20 protein-coding genes are annotated in these 20,014 nt (G+C 35.6%); all 20 read right to left on the reverse strand.

Annotated elements, in window-relative coordinates:
* Positions 1–13: 13 nt before the first annotated feature.
* Positions 14–1,828 (reverse strand): DNA primase, encoded by a 1,815-nt coding sequence (gene dnaG / locus BC6307_RS15580; RefSeq protein ID WP_066418697.1) that lies wholly within the window; start codon positions 1,826–1,828, stop codon positions 14–16.
* Positions 1,829–1,842: 14 nt separating this feature from the next.
* A complete protein-coding gene (locus BC6307_RS15585; protein WP_235858212.1) occupies positions 1,843–2,133 on the reverse strand; it encodes a DUF188 domain-containing protein in 291 nt (96 codons plus the stop codon).
* Between the two features lie 469 nt (positions 2,134–2,602).
* On the reverse strand, positions 2,603–3,409 hold the full coding sequence (locus BC6307_RS15590; RefSeq protein WP_066418695.1) for a pyruvate, water dikinase regulatory protein: 807 nt from the start codon (positions 3,407–3,409) through the stop codon (positions 2,603–2,605).
* Positions 3,410–3,426: 17 nt separating this feature from the next.
* On the reverse strand, positions 3,427–4,068 hold the full coding sequence (ccpN, locus tag BC6307_RS15595) for a transcriptional regulator CcpN (protein WP_066418690.1): 642 nt from the start codon (positions 4,066–4,068) through the stop codon (positions 3,427–3,429).
* Positions 4,069–4,248: 180 nt separating this feature from the next.
* Positions 4,249–6,333, reverse strand: coding sequence for a glycine--tRNA ligase subunit beta (gene glyS, locus BC6307_RS15600; RefSeq protein WP_066418687.1), 2,085 nt, complete (start codon positions 6,331–6,333; stop codon positions 4,249–4,251).
* A complete protein-coding gene (gene glyQ, locus BC6307_RS15605) occupies positions 6,334–7,212 on the reverse strand; it encodes a glycine--tRNA ligase subunit alpha (RefSeq protein WP_066418686.1) in 879 nt (292 codons plus the stop codon).
* A gap of 294 nt (positions 7,213–7,506) precedes the next feature.
* Entirely contained in the window at positions 7,507–8,280 is a 774-nt protein-coding gene (recO, locus tag BC6307_RS15610; protein ID WP_066418684.1) for a DNA repair protein RecO, read from the reverse strand.
* 399 nt (positions 8,281–8,679) lie between these two features.
* Complete coding sequence (locus tag BC6307_RS15615; RefSeq protein ID WP_084380572.1) at positions 8,680–8,820, reverse strand: YqzL family protein; 141 nt, start codon at positions 8,818–8,820, stop codon at positions 8,680–8,682.
* 204 nt (positions 8,821–9,024) lie between these two features.
* The gene (gene era, locus BC6307_RS15620) at positions 9,025–9,933 is read right to left on the reverse strand and encodes a GTPase Era (RefSeq protein ID WP_066418679.1); all 909 of its coding nucleotides are present in this window, start codon (positions 9,931–9,933) and stop codon (positions 9,025–9,027) included.
* The gene (locus BC6307_RS15625; protein ID WP_066418671.1) at positions 9,926–10,324 is read right to left on the reverse strand and encodes a cytidine deaminase; all 399 of its coding nucleotides are present in this window, start codon (positions 10,322–10,324) and stop codon (positions 9,926–9,928) included. The genes era and BC6307_RS15625 overlap by 8 nt, the downstream gene beginning before the upstream one ends.
* Before the next feature lie 116 nt (positions 10,325–10,440).
* Positions 10,441–10,830, reverse strand: a complete 390-nt coding sequence (locus tag BC6307_RS15630; RefSeq protein WP_066418669.1) for a diacylglycerol kinase family protein — start codon at positions 10,828–10,830, stop codon at positions 10,441–10,443.
* Complete coding sequence (ybeY, locus tag BC6307_RS15635; RefSeq protein ID WP_066418668.1) at positions 10,811–11,287, reverse strand: rRNA maturation RNase YbeY; 477 nt, start codon at positions 11,285–11,287, stop codon at positions 10,811–10,813. The genes BC6307_RS15630 and ybeY overlap by 20 nt, the downstream gene beginning before the upstream one ends.
* Complete coding sequence (locus BC6307_RS15640; RefSeq protein WP_066418666.1) at positions 11,284–13,500, reverse strand: HD family phosphohydrolase; 2,217 nt, start codon at positions 13,498–13,500, stop codon at positions 11,284–11,286. The genes ybeY and BC6307_RS15640 overlap by 4 nt, the downstream gene beginning before the upstream one ends.
* A gap of 100 nt (positions 13,501–13,600) precedes the next feature.
* Entirely contained in the window at positions 13,601–14,566 is a 966-nt protein-coding gene (locus BC6307_RS15645; protein WP_066418663.1) for a PhoH family protein, read from the reverse strand.
* A gap of 2 nt (positions 14,567–14,568) precedes the next feature.
* On the reverse strand, positions 14,569–15,756 hold the full coding sequence (gene yqfD / locus BC6307_RS15650) for a sporulation protein YqfD (protein ID WP_066418661.1): 1,188 nt from the start codon (positions 15,754–15,756) through the stop codon (positions 14,569–14,571).
* A gap of 19 nt (positions 15,757–15,775) precedes the next feature.
* The gene (gene yqfC, locus BC6307_RS15655) at positions 15,776–16,060 is read right to left on the reverse strand and encodes a sporulation protein YqfC (RefSeq protein ID WP_066418659.1); all 285 of its coding nucleotides are present in this window, start codon (positions 16,058–16,060) and stop codon (positions 15,776–15,778) included.
* Positions 16,061–16,181: 121 nt separating this feature from the next.
* On the reverse strand, positions 16,182–16,808 hold the full coding sequence (locus BC6307_RS15660; protein ID WP_066418658.1) for an NUDIX hydrolase: 627 nt from the start codon (positions 16,806–16,808) through the stop codon (positions 16,182–16,184).
* 171 nt (positions 16,809–16,979) lie between these two features.
* On the reverse strand, positions 16,980–17,492 hold the full coding sequence (locus BC6307_RS15665; RefSeq protein ID WP_066418657.1) for a hypothetical protein: 513 nt from the start codon (positions 17,490–17,492) through the stop codon (positions 16,980–16,982).
* Positions 17,493–17,548: 56 nt separating this feature from the next.
* The gene (gene floA, locus BC6307_RS15670) at positions 17,549–18,544 is read right to left on the reverse strand and encodes a flotillin-like protein FloA (RefSeq protein ID WP_066418656.1); all 996 of its coding nucleotides are present in this window, start codon (positions 18,542–18,544) and stop codon (positions 17,549–17,551) included.
* A 30-nt stretch (positions 18,545–18,574) separates the two neighbouring features.
* Positions 18,575–19,909: an NfeD family protein gene (locus tag BC6307_RS15675; RefSeq protein ID WP_066418653.1), complete on the reverse strand. Its 1,335-nt coding sequence runs from the start codon at positions 19,907–19,909 to the stop codon at positions 18,575–18,577.
* Between the last annotated feature and the right edge of the window lie 105 nt (positions 19,910–20,014).

Here is a 20,014-nt window from a genome sequence, read left to right on the forward strand (position 1 = left end):
TAAGAGGCATTTATTACTGTTTGAGTAGTTTTTTTAATTGGATAATCTCCATAGCAATTTGCGCAGCTTTCATAATGTCCTTCTTTTGTTCCGCTTGTTGTTTTTCTATTTCCTTTTCTTTTATTGTTAACATCTTTGGATAATTCAACACCTGTTTAATGTAATCATTCAATACTACATCATTTACTTCATCCTCAACTGTTAACATTGCTAGTTCGGAAACGAGTCGTTTTATGTTTTCGTCTGTTATTCTTTCTAATAGAAGACTAATATTTGGTTCAAACCCCTCTTCATAAAAAGCATATAAATAAGCTGCTATTGCTTTATGCTGCTCTATGTTAAAGGAGCCTTGAATTTGATCTTGTACTTTATCGGATATGTCTCTGTTTCTTAACATATGCGCTAGTAAAAATCGTTCAGCGTTCTCATATGCTGGTCGAAGCTTGTGAGAAAGAACTACCTTTGAAACTGGTTTCTTGATGGTAATGTCTTCCTTCTCTTGATTTTTACTGTTCTTTTTGGAAAACTTTTGTAGTTGCTCTTTTAAAGCTTCCAGTGATAAAGAAAACTCGGAAGATAATTGACGAAGATAATGGTCTCGCTCTACTGCGTTATGTAAATAACTAATTTCTTGTAGAACGGAATCAATATAATTCATTTTTACGCCTTCGTCATTTAAATCTTTCCCTTTTCGGAAATATTTTAACTTAAATGCCATGAACGTTAGGCTTGCCCCTAATACATCATCTTTAAATGACTCCGGACCTTTTTTGCGGATGTAGTCATCAGGGTCTAGACCGTCTGGTAACGTTGCAATTCTTATAGTACAACCATGTTTAGTTAATAAATTGGCAGCTCGAAAGGCAGCCTCCACTCCTGCATTATCACCGTCGTAGCAAATAGTTACGTTCTCTACATTTCTCCTAATAATTCTTGCTTGATCGTCCGTCAAAGATGTTCCCATTGTTGCAATCGAATGAAAAACACCTGCACGATCTGCGGCTATTACATCTGCAAACCCTTCAAAAAGGATTACTTTTTGTTCCTTTCGAATATGGGATCTTGCTTGGTGAAAATTGTAAAGAACCTGACTTTTGTTAAAAATAATGGTTTCTGGAGAATTTAAATACTTTGGTTCCCCTTTTCCTAAAACTCTTCCTGAGAAAGCAATTAAGTTCCCTTTATGATCATATATAGGAAACATAATTCGATCACGAAAGCGGTCAAAATACTCAAACTTCTCTTCTTTTTCAATTAGTAATCCAGCTTTTTCAAGTAAGGATTCTTTGAAACCCCTTTTTGTTAGAAACTTTAATGCAAAATCCCAACTATTAAGGGAATACCCGATTCCAAACTTTTTTATCGTGTCATCTGTAAAGTCTCGAGAAGTTAAATAGTCATATGCATGTTGACCCTCTTTTGTATTTAGGAGTAAATGATGGTAAAATTTCTGTAAGAGCATATGAGCATTTGTCATTTGACTTTTCTCACTGCTATTAGCAGAAGTTTCATTTGAAGTAAGCTGAACGTCTTGTTCAATTTCAACATTCGAAACTTTAGCTAGTTTTTGTGCTGCTTCGACAAAACTTATACCTTCAATATCCATTATAAAATTAAATGCATTTCCACCAGCACCACAACCAAAACAGTGAAATATTTGCTTATCTGGTGAAACGGAAAAAGAAGGTGTACTCTCACCATGGAATGGACATAAGCCAAAAAAATTTCTTCCTTGTTTCTTTAAACTTACATATTCACTTATTACTTCTACAATATCAGTCGATTGTCTTATTTGTTCAATTGTATTTTCAGGAATTCTTATAGTCATAAAAACACTCCATGCTATAATATTCTACTTAAAATCTTGAATTCCTTCATAGTTCGACAAAATTCTTGAAAGTGAAGTAGTAAATTGCTGTCGTTCTCTTCTGTAAAAGGCTTTGGCCCTTCTACATACTTTCCACTTCTACGTTTATTAGCTGATAAGTAACGTAAATGTAGGCTGAAATCCATTTCATCCTCTTTATATACCTTTCCACGCGATGATATTACGTAAACGTTTCGACCGATTAACATACTAGCAAGCCCATGATCTTGAGTTATTACAACGTCGCCTTTTTTTACAGCATTCATTATGTATAAGTCTGCAGATTCTTTTCCTTCATCGACATAAACTCAAGTACCTTTTATTTCTCTTTTTATAACATGAGAATAGGGATGCTACTTATAAGTCTCTCCTTGAAATGTAGAGCACATATGGCTTATGCGTCTACTTAACACTTTTGGAAAACTGTTTTCTTGCATATATAATGGTTTCTACATCCCTTCTCAAAAACCTTCTTTTTTCGATTTCTTTTTTTCTTTTGTCGAACGAAAATATCTACGATACCTTGACTTACAGATATTTTTAGTTTATTCGTTTATTGGTCTATCTAAACATGCAAAGGCATATTTTTATCACAATTTTTAATTATAATATATAAATATTAAAAAGACTAGTGATTTATCTCTATAAAAAATATTGTTTTTCATCCATTTTTAGTACATGATTTTTAATTTTCCTTTCCTTACCGAAAAAGAAGAGCACATTCATTTGTGCTCCTCACGTACGCTTATGATATTTGTTATATATGATGTTAGCTGTTTCCTCTACAGCTTTGTTCGTTACCTCAATAACTTCACAACCAATTTTACTTACAACTTCATCGAAAAACGAGAGTTCCTCTTTAATTCTGGAGACATTAGCGTATGATGCTTGATCATTTAAACCTAACGCTTTCAGTCTTTCTCTTCTTATTTCATTAAGCTTTTCTGGACTAATTTTCAGCCCAAAGCATTTAGAAGGAGAGACTTTATATAATTCTTCCGGAATATTAACTTCTGGAACGATAGGTACATTAGCAACTTTTAAACGTTTATGAGCTAAATATTGCGAAAGTGGCGTTTTCGATGTTCTTGAGACACCTATTAAAACGATATCTGCTTTTAATATCCCTCTCGGATCTCTTCCATCATCATACTTAACTGCAAACTCAACTGCTTCAATTTTCTTAAAATAATCCTCGTCTAACTTTCTCACTAGCCCAGGCTGCATTCTTGGTTGTATCTTAAATTTATCTTGGATGAGATCAATAAATGGACCAATAATATCATACGCAGGAACATTTGCATTATTCGCTTCGTCCATTAAAAATTTTCGCATTTCCGGAACAACTAACGTGAAAGCAATTACCGCTTCGTTCATTTTTGCAAGGGAGACTACTTCGGAAATAGTTTTTGTATCTTCAACATAAGGAATTCTTTTTAAAATAAAGTCTTCCCCATTATATTGACTAATACTTGCCTTTACTGCAAGTTCTGCTGTTTCGCCTACGGAGTCTGATACTACATAAATGATTTTTCTACTCATCCTTCTCCCCCAATCCTTTACATTATTTCATCGTTTGATAAGGCAACAAGTAATTTTGTTATATTCGTTTTCGTAATTCTGCCTACCACTTCATAACCTTTGTTTGTTTTTTTCACGACCGGAAGAGCATCGATTTGCTTTTCAATCAGTTTGTTTGCAACATCAATTATTAAATCCTCTTTTAAACAAAATGTAATGTTTGGCATTCTTGTCATGATAATATTAACAGGTATTGTATTTAATTCTTGTTTTCCAATACTCGCTCTTAATAAGTCTTTTCTCGATAATACCCCTACTAACGTTGAGTGTTCATCTACAACGAACAGTGTCCCTACATCTTCTAAAAACATCGTAACGATAGCATCATAAACGGAAACACTTTCATTTACGACAACTGGGAGGGATTGATGGTCCTCTACTCTAATTTTATTAATTTTATCAGATAGAAGTTGAGAGCCTGTTTTTCCTGTGTAAAAATACCCTACACGTGGCCGAGCGTCTAAAAACCCTGCCATTGTTAATATTGCTAAGTCAGGCCTTAAAGTAGCACGAGTTAAGTTTAATTGATCCGCAATCGCTTCTCCAGTAATCGGTCCATGGTCCTTTACAATTTCTAAAATATGTTTTTGACGCTTATTAAGTTCGATATCATTCACCACCTATCTCATCCACACTAATTAAGCGGATGACGACACAATGTGTCATACTTTTATGTAACTATTATATACTAATTATAATGCTACATAAAAAAATTGGAAAGAGGCTGACTTAAATGTTTTTTGAGTCAGCCCTTCCATTTCCATCATTTTATCATAAGGTACTCTCGTTGTCTCATAAGATTACTTTACTAATATTTTATTCCAGTCACCAAAAGTAGCGATTACAGATGCTAATTTAGCCATTTGTGCTAGACGATTTACCTTTACTTCCTCTTCATCTGTCATGACCATTATGTTATCAAAATAAGCATCAATTGTTTGTTGTAAATTCGCTAACATGTCAAACGCGTCTGAAAAACGCTGTTCTTCTATCGTTATATTAATACTTTCTTGAAGTTCTTTATATGCAGCATATAGAGCTTCTTCCTCAGATTGCTTAAACAAAGATGGGTTTATTTCGTGCTCTCCCACTGCCTTTTTCGCAATGTTTAATACACGACTTAATGATTCAACAATACCTTTAAAGTTGTTTGTTTGCTTTTTCTCTTCTAACACTTTCGCTTTCGTAACGATAGAAGATACGTCCGATAACGGTAAGGATAACACCGCATCGATAATATCATATCGTACATTTTCCTCTTGAAGGAGATTTTTCATTCTTAATCCAAAGAATGAAAGTAGTTCTTGTAGAACTTCCTCTTTGTCACGTTTTAATATTTCTACATTTTTATACTCGTCTATTAAATATTGAAGTAAAGATTGTAAAGATAACGTTGACCATCCTTTATTTAAAAGCGTATGAACTACTCCAGAAGCCTGTCTGCGTAACGCGTATGGGTCTTGAGAGCCTGTTGGAATTACTCCAATTGCAAAGAAACTTGCAATAGTATCTAGCTTATCAGCAATACTTAGTAATGCACCGATGTCCGAAGATGGAGTATTGTCGTCTGCCGAACGTGGCATATAATGTTCATTAATCGCTACAGCCACAACATCTGCTTCACCTTTTGCTTTTGCATATTTTTCTCCCATTATGCCTTGTAGCTCTGGGAATTCATACACCATTTGAGATACTAGGTCAAACTTATAAATTGCCCCTGCTCTTAAAACGTGTTGAAGCGTTTCGTCGTCCATTTCTAATTGTTTAGCTATATGTTCAGCAAAAGCGCGAACTCTTTTTACTTTCGTTCCGGTTGTTCCGATTTCTTCATGGAATACGATTTTATCTAGCTTCGCAACCGCCTCGTCAATGACAAGTTTTTCGTCCTCTTTATAGAAAAATGCTGCATCTGATAATCTTGCACGTAAAACTTTTTCATTACCTCTAGCTACAACATCTAAATGTTCATGATTACCATTTCTCACTGTAACAAAATGAGGTAACAGCTGACCTTCTTTACTTTTCACTGGGAAATAACGTTGATGTTCTTTCATTGAAGTTATTAATACTTCTTCCGGTAGTGATAAGTATTCTTCTTCAAAGTTGCCGAATAGAGCAGTAGGATATTCAACTAAATTATTTACCTCTTCTAAAAGGTCAGCATCTACAGGAATGCTCCACCCATTTTCATCACCCAGAATAGCTAATTGAGAACGAATCGCTTCTTTTCTTTCCATTGAATCGACAATTACGAATTGGCCTAATAATGTTTCTACATACTTTTCTGGAGATGCGATTGTAACTTTCTCTCCTAAGAAACGGTGACCATATGTGAAACGATTTGCTTTTACATTTGCAATCTCAACAGGTACAATTTCTTCTCCAAACAGTACAGTTAACCATTTTATCGGACGAACATAACGTAAGTCTTCATTTGCCCATCTCATATTTTTAGGGAAATGTAGGGAAGTAATTACTTCTGTTAGTTCTTTTAATAATTTAGAAGTTTCTTTTCCTTTAACATGTTTTTGCACATGTACATATTCAATCCCATTTATCTCTTTAAAAAATATATCATCAACAGATACGCCTTGACCTCTCACAAATCCTTGCGCTGCTTTTGACCAATTTCCATCTTCATCTTGTGCAATTTTTTTGGCAGGTCCTTTAGCTTCTATTGTTACGTCACTTTGTTTTTCCGATAAGTTTTTTACAACTATTGCTAATCTGCGTGGAGTTGAGTAAGGTAAAATTTGCTCAAACGAAAGTTGATGCTCCGTTGCCCACTCTTTTATTTTATCTGAAAGTTGGTTCATTGAACTAGTAACGAATCGCGCTGGCATTTCTTCTAGACCAATTTCAATTAATAAATCTCTGTTTGCCATTTATTTTCCCTCCTTATTTAAAATTGGGAAACCTAACTTTTCTCTTTCTTCGTAGAACGTTCTTGCTACTTTTCTAGCTAAATTCCGAACACGCCCTATATATCCAGTACGTTCTGTTACGGATATTGCTCCTCTAGCATCTAATTGATTAAACGTGTGTGAGCATTTTAATACATAATCGTAAGCCGGATGAACTAATCCATGTTCCATCTGCCTATGAGCTTCCTTTTCATAAACATCGAATAAATGGAATAGCATTTCAGGATCAGACGTTTCAAACGTATATTTTGAATGTTCATATTCTGGCTGATAAAAAATATCTTTAACTGTAAATCCATCTGTCCATTCTAAGTCAAACACATTTTCTTTATCCTGGATGTACGATGCTAGACGTTCAATACCGTACGTAATTTCAACTGAAACTGGTTTACACTCTATTCCACCAACTTGTTGAAAATACGTAAATTGGGTAATTTCCATGCCGTCTAACCAAACTTCCCATCCTAGTCCAGCAGCACCTAGTGTCGGTGCTTCCCAATTATCTTCTACAAAGCGAATATCATGTTTTAATGGGTCAATTCCTAGTTTAACTAATGATTGTAAGTAGAACTCTTGAATGTTATCTGGAGATGGTTTCATGATAACTTGAAATTGGTGATGTTGATAAAGTCGGTTAGGATTATCCCCGTATCTCCCATCCACTGGTCTCCTAGATGGCTCAACGTATGCTACATTCCACGGCTCCGGTCCGATACTGCGTAAAAACGTATATGGACTCATCGTTCCCGCCCCTTTTTCAACATCATATGCTTGCATTAAAATACAACCTTGTTCTGACCAATGATTTTGTAAAGTTAAAATCATTTGTTGAATATTCATGCTTTTTCCTCCTTGTTTGTGTTTTTTGAATTAGCAGCTAGAAATAAAAAAACTCTCATCTCTATGCTAATTCTTTAGCATAGGGACGAGAGTTTACCCGCGGTTCCACCCTATTTGTAAAAGGAAAATTCCTTTTACCACTTTACGAATGTTGCTCCAGAACGCCCTTCCTTATCACTCCATACCCTAGCTTCCACTGTCCTAGGTTCGCTTTTATAGAGTAGGATAAGTACTCCTTTCCTTCAACACAACCATATTATTTAATTGGAATAATATATGATTTTTACATCCCTGTCAACTTTCATTCGAATCATCTGACAAAGTAGCACGCAGTGAGCCCATTTGATTTAGAAATCTCTTTGATTTTAATACTATCCCTGAATATGTTTCATAATATGCATCTAATACTTTACGAATTTCTTTTCTCGTTGTTTCCTTCACGGAAATATTCCCAATTTTATGAAGGTCGTAAAAGTAAAAAATTCTAAGAAGCTTAAGTGTTCCTTCTGACACTTTTAAGAGATGCGGGTCACGATGAAAGCAACGATGACATATAAAACCACCTTCACGTACAGAGAAAGCAAATTTTCCTTCTGATGCCCCACAGCACGAACATTGGCTTAATTCAGGAGCGATACCGATAACAGACAACATTTTCATTTCATATATAAAAGTTAATATTTCGGGGTCTTTCCCCTCATTGATCGATTGTAAAGTAAGTCGTAATAGTTCAAAAAGAAAGGGGTTCTTTTGATTATCTTCGGTTACTTTATCGGTTAATTCAACAATGTAGGAGCAATAAGCCGTTAAAAAGATGTCTTCTCTTACTTTTCTCATGGATTCTACAATATCACCTTGTTGAAGACTGCCTAATCCTTTGCCTCTTTGAAATAAAAAATATCCATGGCAAAACAATTGGGAGACTGCTGTAAGTCTGCTACTTGGTTTGTTAGCACCTCTTGCCATGACACCGACTTTCCCTATTTCTTTTGTGTAAAGTGTCACGATTTTGTTCGTTTCTCCGTATTGGTTTGTTCGAATAACGATTCCTTCGCATTTATGTAACAATGATTCCACACCATTTCTGTTTATCTAACTGTATTGTAATGAATTTAAAGATAAAAGAGCAAGTAAAGTTGTTTATAGTTTTAATAAAAATTCTTGGTGTCCGCCTTGAAAATAGGCTTCTTTAGTTTTAAGCTAGTCCGTTTCACTTCGCTACAGACACTTGCTTTCCACGGGGAGATGTCTAGCTCCCGCTGGAGTCAAGTGCCTTCCGCTCCGTTGCACTCACGGTTCTAAATCTTAAAAGGAAAAAGATTATACCTTTCAAAAGAGCTCGATATCCATTTTCATGCCCATGGTGCATATGTTCACATGCAATGATGCCTTCCTTGAGAATGTTACTTCTACAACAAACTAAGGCAATCTACGTATTGTAGATTGCCTTAGGGGTGATTGCTTATATTACGAAATTGGTACATCTCGATGCGCTAGTTCTTCGTCTGTTTCGGGTAATTCAGTTCGATCCTTTTCAAGCTCTTTAAATAATAGATAGGTATCAATATTACCTGTCTCGGTAAAAACTTTCCAGGTAAAATCTAACATCTTTAACCCCACCCTTTCTGTTGTACTAGCAAATGATTTCCAATTCCTCTAAGTGTTTTGCATGTAAATTTATTCAGAGGTTTAGTTTTTACATTGTTCTCACGTCGACGTTTGGAACAACTTCACTTAACTGTATGATGACCGTTTTTTACTATTTTCATGTTATATAAATTTTGTAAAATATTTAGTCTCCATGAATAACTTTTAATATTCATCTTCTCTAAAGCCAAAGTCTCTTAATTGTGATTGTTTATTTCTCCAATCCTTTTGTACCTTAACCCAAAGTTCCAAAAAGACTTTCGAACCAAGTAAAGCCTCAATATCCACACGGGCACGTTGCCCAACTTCTTTTAACACTTTTCCTTGCTTTCCGATGACAATACCTTTTTGGGAATCTCTTTCCACAACAATCGTTGCCTGAACGTCAATAATATCGCCATTAGGTCTACGTTTCATTGAATCAATTGCAACTGCAATAGAATGTGGAACTTCTTCTCGTGTTAAGTGCAAAACTTTTTCTCTTATCAACTCTGAAACAATAAAGCGTTCAGGATGATCCGTTACTTGATCAGCTGGGTAATATTGTGGGCCTTCTGGAAGAAATTCTTTAATTAAATCCAACAGTGTCCCAACATTATTCCCTTGTAAAGCAGATATCGGAATAATTTGCTTAAACGGGAATAAAGATTTATAGTGGTCAATTAATGGAAATAGTTCATCAGGGTGCACTTCGTCAATTTTATTAACAACTAAAAACACAGGTGTTTTCGTTTCTTTTAAACGTTCAATGATGAATTCGTCACCCCTACCGTATCCTTCTACCGCGTTTATCATAAATAGGACTAAGTCTACTTCTTTTAACGTATTTTGGGCAACTTTCATCATGAAATCACCAAGTTTATGCTTCGGTTTATGAATACCTGGTGTATCGATAAAAATAATTTGCGAGTCGTTTTCCGTGTAAACACCTTGAATTTTATTACGAGTTGTTTGTGGTTTATCACTCATAATTGCAATCTTTTGTCCAATAACTCTATTTAGAAAGGTTGATTTCCCAACATTAGGACGACCAATAATGGAAACAAAACCTGATTTAAAAGCTTGATTATTCATTCATATCCTCCGCTGTAAATGCTCCTGGTAGTAATTCTTCGACAGTTAGTTGCTGAATATCACCTTTTAAGTTCGTTAAGATCACTTTTGTATCTTTTGAACATAATTCGGAAATAACTTGGCGACAAGCTCCACAAGGAGGGACAGGTCTGTCAGTATCAGCAACCACTGCAATTGCTTCTACTTCCGTTTCCCCTTCTGAATACGCTTTAAACAGAGCTGTTCTTTCTGCACAATTCGTCATGCCATATGAAGCATTTTCTATATTACAACCTTTAAAAACTTTCCCATCACGCATTAGTAAAGCAGCGCCTACTTTAAATTTAGAGTAAGGTACGTATGCTCGTTCTCTTGCTGATTTTGCTTCTTCAATTAATGCATTAATGTTCACAACATGTCTTCCTTTCAGCGGTATACCAACGGTACACTTAATTTTTATTTTACATGAAACTGAGTAATAAATCATTAGTTTTTTAGGAATTAAATTTAAAATTTAAAATTTTCAATTTATTTAACTAACTGAACAATGTACGGTAAGTATAATATAATGCCAACAACCACCGCAACCACCGCAAAGACTAAAGCCGCAGATGCCGCAACATCTTTGGCTATTTTTGCTAAAGGGTGAAATTCTTCCGTCACTAAATCAACAACATTTTCAATAGCTGTATTTATTATTTCTATTACTACCATTCCACCTATTATAAGAAACAACACAACCCACTCTATTTTGGAAATATTTAAGTAAAGAGAGAGTAGTATCATAAAAATGGCAATAATAATGTGGATTTTTATGTTTCTTTCGTTTTTTAACACATACATAAATCCTTCAAGTGCAAAAAAGAAACTTTTCGATAACGACCCTCTAAAACTCTTTTTAGTTTCTTTTGAGGCCATAGGCGTTTAAAATATCCTTTTGCTTTTGAAACATTTCCTTTTCCTCTTCTTCCGTTTCATGGTCGTACCCTAATAAATGTAACAAACCATGTACAGCTAAGAAGCCTAATTCACGTTCAAATGAATGATTATATTCCTCTGCCTGCTCTTTTGCTTTTTGAACAGAAATAATGATATCTCCGAGGATAGTCGGCACTTCTTCCGCATACACAATCTCTAATTCTCCCTCTCCCATCTCTTCTAGGGCAAAGGATATAACATCAGTTGGATAGTCTTTATCTCGATATTCTCGATTAATTTCTTGAATGCGTTCATTTGTCACAAAAGTGACAGAGAGTTCCGCATTGTTAGGGACTTTTTCCATTTCAGCCGCAAACTGCAACAAATCTTCTAGCCCTGTAAATTGTTGTTCATTTAACAGTGATGTTTCGTCTACTAAATCGATTTGTAACATTATTTACCCTCCACTTTCTTGTTAGCTGCTTCTGGATACTCAATTCTTGAATGGAATATTCCTTGCAACGTTTCACAGAATGACTGGCTTATTAATTCTAATTCTTTAAACGTTATATCACATTCGCTATATTGCTCATCCTGGATCCGGTCTTTAATGATTGCTTTAACAATTGTCTCAATTCTTTCAGGGGTTGGATTGTTTAGCGATCGAACAGCTGCTTCAATGCTATCTGCAGTACCTACAATAGCTGCTTCTTTCGATTGTGCTTTTGGACCTGGATAACGATACTCTTGTTCTTCTACTTCACTATTTTGCTCTTTTGCTTTATGGTAGAAAAACTTCAGGAGGCTCGTTCCGTGATGTTCTGCTGCAATATCAATAATTTCTTTTGGCATATTATGTTGCCTTAATATTTCAGCCCCATCTGTTGCATGGGCTACTATAATATTTTTACTCGTTTGTGGCGGTAACTTATCATGCGGGTTTTCTCTCCCCATTTGATTTTCAATAAAGTAGTTCGGCCTTTTTGTTTTTCCGATGTCGTGATAATAAGATGCAACCCTTGCTAACAGCCCATTAGCCCCAACTGCCTCACAAGCTGATTCTGCTAAGTTAGCAACCATCACACTATGATGATAAGTGCCTGGTGTTTCCATAAGTATTTTTCGTAATAATGGATGGTTTGGATTAGAAAGCTCTAGTAATTTCATCGTAGAAAGCATTCCGAATCCAGCTTCAAAAAACGGTAATAACCCGATTGTTAAAACAGCTGCAACAACGCCAGAACCAACAGCCATCGTAATGTTCGTTCCTAAATTTAACAATCCATTCATCATAAAGAAATTTGTATTTTTAATAGCTAATAAAGATATAATCATCCCTACATTTATTAAGGATATGAACATACCCGCTTGTAAAATAGTTGATCTACGGTTATGTTGGCTTAAAAACAGAACACCTGCAACCGATGATACTAGTAGGTAAATACCTAAAGAATAGTTTAGAGTACCTGGAAATTCATTATAAATGATACTTCCGCAAATACCAAAAATAATACTAGTGATCACTGCTGTTCTTTCGTTAATTAGCATTTTCGTTAACATTGCTCCCATTGCAACAGGTGCGATAAAGCCTATTTGAGCAGCATTTTCAAACTGTTGGAAAAGACTTATCACTTTCATAATAAGTAGTGTAATAGTAAAGATAATTAAATACATCGTTAAATAAGAATTTTTATTATGGCTGCTAATTTCTTTCCCGTTAAATAAATAAACTAATGAAGCAAGCATAATTGCAATTAATAACGCTAACCCTACGTATGAAAAAATTGATTTGTTCGTATTCAAAAGACCCGCAACTTCTAATTGTCTATGCAACTCTCTAGTAATTGTTTCTCCTTCTTTTACGAGAAGCTGACCTGTAGCGATTTCAACAGGTTCTACAGCATCTTTTGCTGCTTGACGCTCATCTTGTGTAGCTTTTGAATCATAAAATTTATTAGGGATAATAGCAATTTTACCAATGTTTATTCCTACGTTACGGATGGAGTTTTCACTATCACCTGGAATGCTCGTAATCCGCATTTCCGTTTCAAACGACTTGCGCGCGTCATCCCTGTCTGCAACCGTTAATATTTCTTGTTGCATCGCATTGTGAACAGCCGTAATAGTTGCATTTCTTAATACACTTAACTGGTTAAAATCAGCATTTAATAAAGTAATTAAATCCTCTTCTTGTATATCTCTTCTCCAATCACTTGGCAATTTACTTGTTAGCTTTTCTTGAAGAATAGCCATTTGCTCTTCTAGAGGAATATCTACTTGTTGTATTTCGATTTCGCCTTCTTCATTTAGCACTTCTTGTTCCCCTAGTTTTGCTACCTCTTGCTTCGTTGTCTCAACAGAATCAATAATAATATGAATCCGCTCTACTTGTTGAACAGCTTTTTCCTCATCCAATACGTAAACGTGCTCCACTGCACCAGCAGCTTCGTTTCTTTTTTCTTCTGTTTTTTCTGTATCGATTGTAAATTGAGGGGCACGTAGGTTACGGTCAGCCTTATCACCAATGCTAAGCTGTAAATTCTCGGGAGTTACGTTTGAATACATTAGCGCAAACATAATAAGACCAAGTAATGCATATACGATAATATGATAAAATCTAAACTTCTTCAGACGCTTAATATATGTATAAAAGGGTGTATTCCTTCTCATAATTTCCCTCCTTTTATCCATTCATTTGACTTTTAATAACCATATAAAATTTTTATCTTTTATAACAGCTGAAATAGCCCCAAAATATGGGGCTTTTAAATTATTTTTCATTTGTCTTTTCATATGCATTAATAATTTTTGCAACAAGAGGATGACGCACAACATCAGATTGTTCTAATTCGATAAATTTAATACCATTTACGTTATCTAAAATTTTCCTCGCTACAGATAACCCTGATTGTACTCCCTTTGGTAAATCTACTTGAGTAACATCTCCTGTAATCACCATTTTAGAACCGAAACCTAAACGAGTTAAAAACATTTTCATCTGTGCCTGTGTTGTATTTTGCGCTTCATCTAAAATAACAAACGCATCGTCTAAAGTTCGGCCACGCATGTATGCTAGTGGTGCAATCTCAATAACTCCTCTTTCAATAAGTCGTTGGGTGTGCTCGTTCCCAAATACGTCATGGAGTGCATCATATAAAGGGCGTAAATAAGGATCCACTTTCTCTTTCAAATCTCCTGGTAGAAACCCTAGACTTTCACCAGCTTCTACAGCAGGTCGAGTTAAAATGATTCGTTTTACATTACCATTTTTTAATGCACTAACAGCCATTACTACAGCTAAATATGTTTTTCCGGTACCCGCTGGACCTATACCAAAAACTAAATCATTTTTCTTAATGGCTGAAACATATTGCCTTTGTCCTAACGTTTTAACACGGATTGATTTCCCTTTAACGTTTTTCGTAATCTCTTCTTCATACAGATCTTGAAAAGATTGTAAATTATTCTCACGAGCTAGCTGAACAGCATAAATAACATCGCGCTCCGATATTTTTATTCCTTTTCGTATGACCAAAATTAGTTGCTGTAGTATTTGATCTACTATCTCTACATTTTGTGGTTCTCCAGAAACATTTAATGATTCTCCACGTGTTACAATCGATACGTTTAACTCTTCTTCTAATCGTTTTAAATGTACGTCTTGATTCCCAAATAAGCTTAATGCTTCATTTGGATTTTCTAATTGTTGATTCATCATGACTAATCCTTCTGACATTTTTAGTCTCCTTGAATGATTGGTTCTGTTTTTACTATATTTTCTATCACTTGGTAATGTATAGCTAATTTTACTTTACCATTCTCTAAACTTTGGTGCAAAACTTTTTCACCTTTTATAACCGCATCTTGGGGTAATTTATTTTCAAGCTCTTCTTTTCCTAGCAATAAACCTTTTTCAATTGCTTCTTCCTCACTATATATTGTTTGTACTAATTCTGTTTCATATTGGGATTTTTGAACATAAGATATTGGTAATTTCCACTTCCAAAAGTACAAATGTCGCTCTGACTGTTCTTCCTTCATTTCTTCATATTCAGGTTTAAAAAATCCCCAGACCGGAAGAGAAAGTTTTCCAAACTTCACATAATGTTGTTTTTCGTTTTCTCCTGTCAATACATGAAGTGTTTCCTTTAATGGCACAGTTACTGTAGACATGTACCAAACTTCACCAAATACTTTTCCTTTTGCTGCTATAGCCTTCTGTTCCTCTTCTCTACCGATGAGTCCAGAAACTAGTAACTGTCCTTCTTTTACATAATCATCACGCGATACTACTGGTTGTCCTTTTTCGACAAACATATCGGTAATTACCGCTTTTTTCTTCGCTACTAAATTTTGTGGAGATACGTATTCCTCTTCTCCAGGCTCTGTCTTTTCTACTACCTCGAATGAATAGGATGTCCCATTTAACTCCACACCAATCCAAGTTAATTCTTCAATGTTGTCTGTTAAATGACGTTGAATACTTTCGGGATCTAATAAAAAGAATTGAAATTTCCCTTTTTTAACACCTAGCTTGTTCAATTCTTGGGCAATGTGATGTTCTGTTTCAGGATTAGCACCATTAATTTGAATACTCCAAACCATATTCGAAAGCAAAAATATAGTAATAAAAAATGCTGCAATACCAGCAATAATTCCACTATTTTTCCAAGAATATTGAACAAGGAAAGGAAGGCCTTTCCTTGTTAAGAAACGAAAGCGACAATCATGCTTTTTAATAATTCTTCTTAAATTAGAAACATCCTTTAGGCGAATATAACAAGTATAGTTTTCTGTTCCTAATTTTTTTATATTCCAAATGGAAACATTAGCACGTATACAATCATTAATAAATCGTTCTACCCCTTTACCCTCTATAATTATTTTTACTGTTCCTGAAAAAAAATGAATCCAATCATTTTTCATTATTCTCCACCCCAACTTTTTATTCCGTTAAGTAAATTACTTGACTAATTTTTCCTTCTAGTAAAATTTCTTCCGGCATAATCGTCTTAATAACAAACGCTTCACCTTTTACAAGGAGTTGTCCCTGTTTCAATAGAAGCCTTATTTCAGTTTCAGAAAAAGTTAAAAGCCCACGATGGTTTTCGATATAAATATGTATTTGGCCTATCATTGTAATCCTCGGCAGATCCATCATGACATCTGCGGGTAATTCCATATTTTGCGTCACCCAATTATTCATTCTGGCTCGGAATTTCTTGAGCATGGAAAAACCCCCTTTCATCTCATGTGTATGAGAAAAAAGGAGGTCTTATTCCAAAGAATATGATTCTAGCTTGGCTTTTACAGTTGCGGTTCTCGTCAAAAATTAACCGGTGTGAAAGACTTTACTTATCCATTTTTAAAATATGAATAAAATGTTTTAATATTCTAGCTGTTAATCCCCAAATCGTATACTTGTCATAATAATAAAACCATTCTTCAACTGACCTAGTACCCCATTGATAGTTCGTCCCATTAACGATTTTATCAAAAGGAAAATCTAGCGAAGGTTTTAGTTCAACTGTAACTAAATGCATATCCGGCTTATAGTTCAGTAACCATTTAACTGGTATTGTAAATACCTCTTCCACTTCTTCTTTATTGTAGCATTGGATAATTTCTTTATAATCAACTGCTGCGACAAACGGATATACAACAAATGTCGGTGAAGCTACATAAGGACTTAATCCTCCTATAACATTCACTTTATTCGGTAGCACACCTAATTCTTCATAAGTTTCTCTTAATGCGGCGGCAAGCGGTGAGTCGTCCGTTGCGTCAATTCGACCACCTGGGAAGCTAATATCACCGGGCTGTCTTCGCATCTTAAATGAACGCACTTCGAAAAGGATATGCCATTCATCATCCACTTGTATTAAAGGTATTAATATGGCGGAACGAAAAGCTGTTTCTTCTCCGATAAATAATGATTGATTATGATGTAACTGGTTCTTCAGGTTTTCTAGAAACATGAATTCTCCCCCCCCTTTGAATAAGCGTAGGCGCTTCCCTTCCGACTTTGTAAAAAAAAGACTATTACAGTAAAAGTTATCTTTCGCTTGTTAAAGGAAATTTGCTATGGCTTAAGTGCCAGAGCTATTCGAGTACAAAAAAGAGACTGCACAAAAGCAGTCTCTTTTTCTTTACCTACCTCTTCTTTGAAGGTGAGGTGGTCGGTAAGGCTTTTGGGCTCTCGGTTGACCAAGAATCTCTGACCATATTACCCCATTTACAACTTGTTTTCTAGATATTTCGTGGTGGTGTTTATACACTTTACCTTCTGATGTTTGAAGTTCTGTTTGTAGAATAGGACTATCTTTCGGAATTTCAAAATCCAGCACTCTTTCTACTTTAGGTTGCTCCCTAATAGGCTCTACTTTCATCACTTTCTCTTCTTTTGGAGGGTAGAAAGTATCTCTTAACTGCTTTTCAAGCTCTTCGGCCTTTTCACCAAAAATATCAAAATCCCAATTATATTCTTTTTCCTCTTTTGCAGTCTGTGGCTGCGTTTGCTGTCCAGCCTGTTGTTGTCGCTGAGGCTTCGGTTTATTCGTTTGTTGCTGTTCTTCACCTTTTTTCCGAAACAGACTAGATAGAATACCAATTAAAATAAACAGTATTAGAGGGTTCGAAAAAATCCATTCAATTATATTCATGAAAAGGAGTAAGCCTCCCTTCTTTATTTACAAAGGGACAATAGTACCCTTTTGAATTATTTTCCATCTTCTTCAGATTTATTATCCGTTAATTTACCAATGGAGTCTCTCATATCTGTGTCAGCAGTAATGTTTTGGATATTCATATAATCCATCACACCAATGTTTCCTGAACGTAATGCTTCTGCCATAGCAAGTGGTACATCTGCTTCTGCTTCCACAACTTTTGCACGCATTTCTTCAACACGGGCGCGCATCTCTTGCTCTTGAGCAACTGCCATTGCACGACGTTCCTCCGCCTTAGCTTGAGCAATCTTTTTATCAGCTTCTGCTTGGTCTGTTTGTAATTCAGCACCAATGTTTTTGCCGATATCAATATCCGCAATATCAATGGAAAGAATCTCAAAGGCAGTACCCGCGTCTAATCCTTTAGATAATACAGTTTGTGAAATCATGTCGGGGTTTTCTAATACTTTTTTGTGATCATTTTGAGAACCGATAGTAGATACAATCCCTTCACCAACACGTGCTATAACTGTTTCTTCACCTGCACCACCGACTAAACGATCGATGTTAGCACGAACGGTAATACGAGCTTTCGCTTTTACTTCGATACCATCCATCGCTACACCGGCAATAAACGGTGTTTCAATTACTTTCGGGTTAACGGACATTTGTACCGCTTCTAACACGTCACGTCCTGCTAAATCAATCGCAGCTGCACGTTCAAAGTTGATTTCAATGTTTGCACGATGAGCAGCAATTAAAGCATTAACTACTCTATCTACGTTACCACCAGCTAAGTAGTGACTTTCAAGTTGGTTAGTAGTAACTCCTAAACCAGCTTTATGCGCTTTAATTAAAGGATTAATAACGCGACTTGGGATTACTCGACGTAATCTCATCCCAACTAATGTGAAAATACTTACACGTACACCTGCAGCTAATGCGGAAATCCACAGCATTACTGGTACGAATGTTAATAAAACAGCTAAAAAGATAATAGCTAACGCAATCGCTACGAGAACGATTAAAGTTCCTGGATCTTGCATGTGATTACCTACCTTTCGTTAATAAAAAATTTATTTAGATGAAGAGATTTCACGAACAACTATTCGTGAGCCTTCAGCTTTTACTACTGTAATATCTTTATTTGCATCAATATACGTTCCTTCCGTTACCACGTCTATTCTCTCATTATTGATAATAGCTGTACCAGAAGGTCTTAACGTTGTTAATGTTTTTCCTTTTTGTCCAACGAGATCTATCCTTGATATGTTGGAAATATATCCTTGCTCTGTACTTGTCGAGTCTCTTAAAACGATACGGTCAAATACTCGTATTCTTTTGCCGAATACTTTAAATATAATAACCATCACAATAATCGTCACTGTTAACGCAAATAGTAGGGACATTCCCATTTGCATAACATCATCTGTTGCGAGGAAGAAGCTAGTAATAACGGCACCTAGACCGATAATACCTAAAATTCCTCCTGGTACAAATAACTCTAGCACAATGAGCACAATACCTAAAATGAATAGAATTAAAGTTTCCATTCCTGCTAATCCCGCTACTAGATGTCCATAGAAAAACAATAATAATGCACTAACTCCCATTGCACCCGGAATTCCGAAGCCTGGTGAGTATAACTCAAGAACTAAGCCTAGTGATCCGATTGTAATTAGAATAGATGCAACCATCGGGTTCGTAATAAAACGAGCTATTTTTTCAGCAAACGAAACTTCTGCTTCCACAATATTTGCATTTTCCAAGCCAAGTGTCTTTAAAAGTTCTTCTAAACTTGTAACAGTACCTTCGGAATAGCCTACTTCTAATGCAGTAGTTGGTCCTAATGTTAGTAATTTACCTGTAGGTGCACCAACTTCCGAAGCATCTACATCCACGTCTAACATTGCCTCCGCATATTTAGGATCCCTGCCATTATGTTCTGCGGCATCTCTCATTTCTCTTAACCATAGGGATTGCGCTTTATCATCTGCCGCGTTTCCATCTTGAGTAATAACAGCAGCTGCTCCCATTTTCCCACCTGGTGCAAAATAAATTTGATCTGTATTTAGAGCAATATATGCTCCAGCTGAAATAGCCCAAGTATTTACAAATGAAACGGTAGGAATATCAGTAGAATGTATAATTCTTGCTATGTCAGTTGCTGCATCAACAGCACCACCTGGAGTATGCAAGTTGAAAACGATTAAATCAGCTGCATCTTGTTCAGCTGCTTTTATCGATCTCTCCATAAACATCATTAACCCTTTTTCTACTGTATCATGTACCGGAATTACGTGAACAACTGGTTCAGCTCCGCTTGTCTTACTAGGGATTAACGAAGGAATAAGAAGAATTATACCTAATAACAACGTAAATAATGAACTCATTCGAAAAAACTTTCTCATGAATGAACGTACCTCCCTCCAACTGTATATAGGATTTCCAATCATACTAAGTAATACGCAGCATGGCGGAAAAGGTTTCAAAAAATATGAACATCCTATTATGTA

Source organism: Sutcliffiella cohnii, from assembly GCF_002250055.1.
GTDB classification, from domain to species: domain Bacteria; phylum Bacillota; class Bacilli; order Bacillales; family Bacillaceae_I; genus Sutcliffiella; species Sutcliffiella cohnii.

What these genes read in the sequence shown, in the direction of transcription:
- BC6307_RS15640 (WP_066418666.1), bottom strand. Translation starts at nt 13,500, where the DNA reads ATGAGAAGGAATACACCCTTTTATACATATATTAAGCGTCTGAAGAAG.
- BC6307_RS15660 (WP_066418658.1), bottom strand. Translation starts at nt 16,808, where the DNA reads ATGTTTCTAGAAAACCTGAAGAACCAGTTACATCATAATCAATCATTA.
- BC6307_RS15590 (WP_066418695.1), bottom strand. Translation starts at nt 3,409, where the DNA reads ATGAGTAGAAAAATCATTTATGTAGTATCAGACTCCGTAGGCGAAACA.
- BC6307_RS15645 (WP_066418663.1), bottom strand. Translation starts at nt 14,566, where the DNA reads ATGTCAGAAGGATTAGTCATGATGAATCAACAATTAGAAAATCCAAAT.
- dnaG (WP_066418697.1), bottom strand. Translation starts at nt 1,828, where the DNA reads ATGACTATAAGAATTCCTGAAAATACAATTGAACAAATAAGACAATCG.
- BC6307_RS15665 (WP_066418657.1), bottom strand. Translation starts at nt 17,492, where the DNA reads ATGAATATAATTGAATGGATTTTTTCGAACCCTCTAATACTGTTTATT.
- era (WP_066418679.1), bottom strand. Translation starts at nt 9,933, where the DNA reads ATGAATAATCAAGCTTTTAAATCAGGTTTTGTTTCCATTATTGGTCGT.
- yqfD (WP_066418661.1), bottom strand. Translation starts at nt 15,756, where the DNA reads ATGAAAAATGATTGGATTCATTTTTTTTCAGGAACAGTAAAAATAATT.
- BC6307_RS15675 (WP_066418653.1), bottom strand. Translation starts at nt 19,909, where the DNA reads ATGAGAAAGTTTTTTCGAATGAGTTCATTATTTACGTTGTTATTAGGT.
- BC6307_RS15585 (WP_235858212.1), bottom strand. Translation starts at nt 2,133, where the DNA reads ATGAATGCTGTAAAAAAAGGCGACGTTGTAATAACTCAAGATCATGGG.
- floA (WP_066418656.1), bottom strand. Translation starts at nt 18,544, where the DNA reads ATGCAAGATCCAGGAACTTTAATCGTTCTCGTAGCGATTGCGTTAGCT.
- yqfC (WP_066418659.1), bottom strand. Translation starts at nt 16,060, where the DNA reads ATGCTCAAGAAATTCCGAGCCAGAATGAATAATTGGGTGACGCAAAAT.
- BC6307_RS15630 (WP_066418669.1), bottom strand. Translation starts at nt 10,830, where the DNA reads ATGGCCTCAAAAGAAACTAAAAAGAGTTTTAGAGGGTCGTTATCGAAA.
- BC6307_RS15615 (WP_084380572.1), bottom strand. Translation starts at nt 8,820, where the DNA reads ATGTTAGATTTTACCTGGAAAGTTTTTACCGAGACAGGTAATATTGAT.
- glyS (WP_066418687.1), bottom strand. Translation starts at nt 6,333, where the DNA reads ATGGCAAACAGAGATTTATTAATTGAAATTGGTCTAGAAGAAATGCCA.
- glyQ (WP_066418686.1), bottom strand. Translation starts at nt 7,212, where the DNA reads ATGAATATTCAACAAATGATTTTAACTTTACAAAATCATTGGTCAGAA.